Annotated in this window: 2 protein-coding genes; one reads left to right on the top strand and one right to left on the bottom strand. The window is 61.5% G+C overall.

Going from position 1 to position 2,899, the window contains the following annotated elements; all coding sequences use genetic code 11:
* Window positions 1–95: 95 nt before the first annotated feature.
* Window positions 96–2,174, bottom strand: a complete 2,079-nt coding sequence (locus ACI38B_RS04845) for a cation:proton antiporter (protein ID WP_439729762.1) — start codon at window positions 2,172–2,174, stop codon at window positions 96–98.
* Window positions 2,175–2,432: 258 nt separating this feature from the next.
* Between ACI38B_RS04845 and ACI38B_RS04840 the strand changes: the two genes are divergently transcribed.
* The coding region (locus ACI38B_RS04840) for a nucleoside deaminase (RefSeq protein WP_439729761.1) at window positions 2,433–2,899 on the top strand (467 nt) is incomplete at its 3' end.

Below are 2,899 nucleotides of genomic sequence, written 5' to 3'. Positions count from 1 at the left end.
GGGTGACTGTGTGAGGATTCACTCACACGCTGACCCCTGCCGGTGGCTCGGACCGGCCACCTGGAGACGAAAAGCGTCGTTGTGTGAGGATTCACTCACACGCCGGAGTCCGCGTCCACCTGCATCACATACACGTTGCGACGCAACTGCCTCAACTGGGCGCGATTAATCCGCCCATCCTCGAACAGGTCCTGGATGATGCCCAGCTCAATCGCGTAACTGTCGCGCTTCACATCCTCCACCTCGTTGATGGTTTCGGCGCTGCGCTCGACATTCGGCCGGTTACGCAGGGATGCCTCAGCACGCTGATAATCAAGAATCAGCGCCGAACAATCCTCGGTGTTGTAGGCGCCCGCGTGCATCTGCTCGTACAGCTTGCCGATTACCACATGAATCGCTTCAAGCTGGGTGCCGCGCACGGCCGCGTAAATCTCATCTTCGCTCATCAGCGGGGCTGTACGTAGGATTTTGCCGTACACTCGCCGTGCAAACAGTGATGCCCGGCGTTGCAACGCGCGGAACCGCCCGCGAATCTGTGATACTGCCCGTGAATTGCCCGCTCCGGCCGTCGCATGGCGGAGCGTCGTCATCAACTGGTCGAGCATGCGCTCGCAGGCTTCGATATGCAGGTCGCGCTGGTGTGTTGCCGCTGGGGTTGCGGGCTCCTCATTTTTCAGGTCGATGATCCGCTGCTTGAGGAAGTCTTTCTCCCACTGCAACGCCTCGATTTGCAAGGCTTCGAAGCCTTGCGGGTCAGCGCTGCCGATGCGGTGTTTGAGCCGGGTGATGCGCTTGGTGTACGAGTCGATGACCGCGAGCACGGCCCGTCGGTTCTCCGGGGTGACGCGGCGGGCGAGCTCCTCCACGGTCTGGCGCAGCACTTCCACGGTGATGTCGTCCATCTCCTTGGTGCTGTGCAGGTGGGTGGGCGCAAGCAGCGGCAGCAGGAAGTTCGCGAGCAATAACGTCACGATGATGACGCCGGCGGCCACGAATATCAGTTCGTCGCGCATCGGGAACGCGGCTCCCGCGGCGATGGTGTACGGGATGGTGAACATCAGGGACAGGGTGATGGTGCCTTTCGGCCCGCCGAAGGTCATGATTGCGGCGGAACGCCAACGTTCCGGGGTCATCCGGCGACGTCGGCCGGTGCGCTGGTCGCGGGCGATGCGCAACATGGCGGCCACCCACACGAACCGCATCGCGACCACCACGGTAGACACCAGCACGATGATCCCCAAGAGCATGACGTTACTTTCTGTGGGATCCGACCACGTTGTCCCCAGCACTTCGGGCAGCATCATGCCCAGCATAATGAACACGGAACCGTTCAATGCGAACGACAGTACCGCCCACACGCTGGATGACACGATGTTGGTACGGGCGACATTCGGCCCGACCCCGCTGCGATCATATTGAGCAATCAGCCCGGCGGCTACAACCGTGAGAATGCCGGAAACGCCGACCGCCTCCGCGCCTAAATACAGCAGGAACGGCAGGAACAACTCCATCAGTATGCGTGATGTGGTGGTTTCCCAACCGAAGGATCGCATCAATCCGAACAGCCAATTGGCGATGATGCCGAGCACCAAGCCGAGCAGAGCCCCGCCGAAGAACGAGACGGCGAACTCCTCGGCTGCGGCCCCGATGGAGAACGTTCCCGTGATTGCCGCGAGAATCGAGAACTGGAATCCGACGATGCCGGAAGCGTCGTTGAACAGGGATTCGCCTTTGAGGATTCCGCGTTGGCGTTCGCTCAGCGTGGCTTCATGGCTCAGCGATGTCACGGCGACCGCGTCGGTCGGGCCGAGCGCTGCACCAAGCGCGAAGGCGGCGGCAAGCGGCACGGCAGGCCAGGCGGCATGTGTCACGTAGCCGACTGCGACCATGGTGGCGATTGCCAGCCCGATGGCCAGCGACAGCGAGAGTTTGAGATTCTTCAGCAGCGTTGTCTTGTCGATGCTGCGCGCCTCGAGATACAACAGCGGGGCGATGAACAATACCATGAACAGTTCCGGGTCGAGAGTGACATCCGGGAAGAACGGCAGTTGGGCTGCGGCCGCCCCCAGCACGATTTGCACGAGCGGAGTGGAGATTTTCGGAATGAAACGGCTAAGGAACGAAGACACCACGACCGCGCCGACAATGCACAGGACGAGGGTCAGTTCCGTCATGATGTCGCCTTCCTTGGGCTGGTGGGCAGTAAGCAGTGGGCTGTGGGCTGCGTTGCGTTGCCGCTTGGGGTTGCCGCATGGCACGCGTGAATACTTCCAGCGTACCGGGCGCAGATGAATTTTGTTCGCTGCGTGCTGAGGAATGGTTGTGGACTGACTGTAGGCAGACCGTACGCTGATTGCATATCAGCTGGAGATATGCGGCACGCAGATTGGGCGGGTGGATAGTGCGCGAAGCTTGCCGCTAGACTGGCTGATATGGCGGAAACGGGAAGTCATGCAACGGTAAGCGAAATGCTGGACGAGCCGATGCGGCTGGCGCTGAATCTTGCGCGTGAGGCTGCGCGTGAGGGGGAGGTGCCGGTTGGGGCGGTGGTCATCGGCGCTGACGGCGCTGTGATTGGTCGCGGCCGCAACCTGCGCGAGCGCGGCGGCGACCCGTTGGCCCACGCCGAGGTCGAGGCAATGCGTCAAGCCGCTAAGACCCTGGGGAACTGGAATCTTGCCGATTGCACGCTGGTCGTCACCTTGGAACCGTGCCCGATGTGCGCTGGGGCGTGTCTGCAAACCCATGTCGGACGTATTGTGTTCGGCGCGTGGGATGCCAAATTGGGCGCATGCGGTTCGGTATGGGATATTCCGCGCGATCCGCATGTCGGCTCATTTCCTGAAGTGTATGGGGGAGTATGCGAGGACGAGTGCGCCCGTCTGCTCGCGGATTTCTT

The organism is Bifidobacterium sp. (genome assembly GCF_051876855.1).
Taxonomy (GTDB): Bacteria; Actinomycetota; Actinomycetes; order Actinomycetales; family Bifidobacteriaceae; genus Bifidobacterium.
The sequence above is the reverse complement of the archived record's forward strand: the minus strand, read 5'-3'. Positions and strand labels throughout refer to the sequence as shown.

Excerpts from the sequence above, each read along its gene's own strand:
- ACI38B_RS04845 (WP_439729762.1), bottom strand. The coding sequence starts at position 2,174 with ATGACGGAACTGACCCTCGTCCTGTGCATTGTCGGCGCGGTCGTGGTG.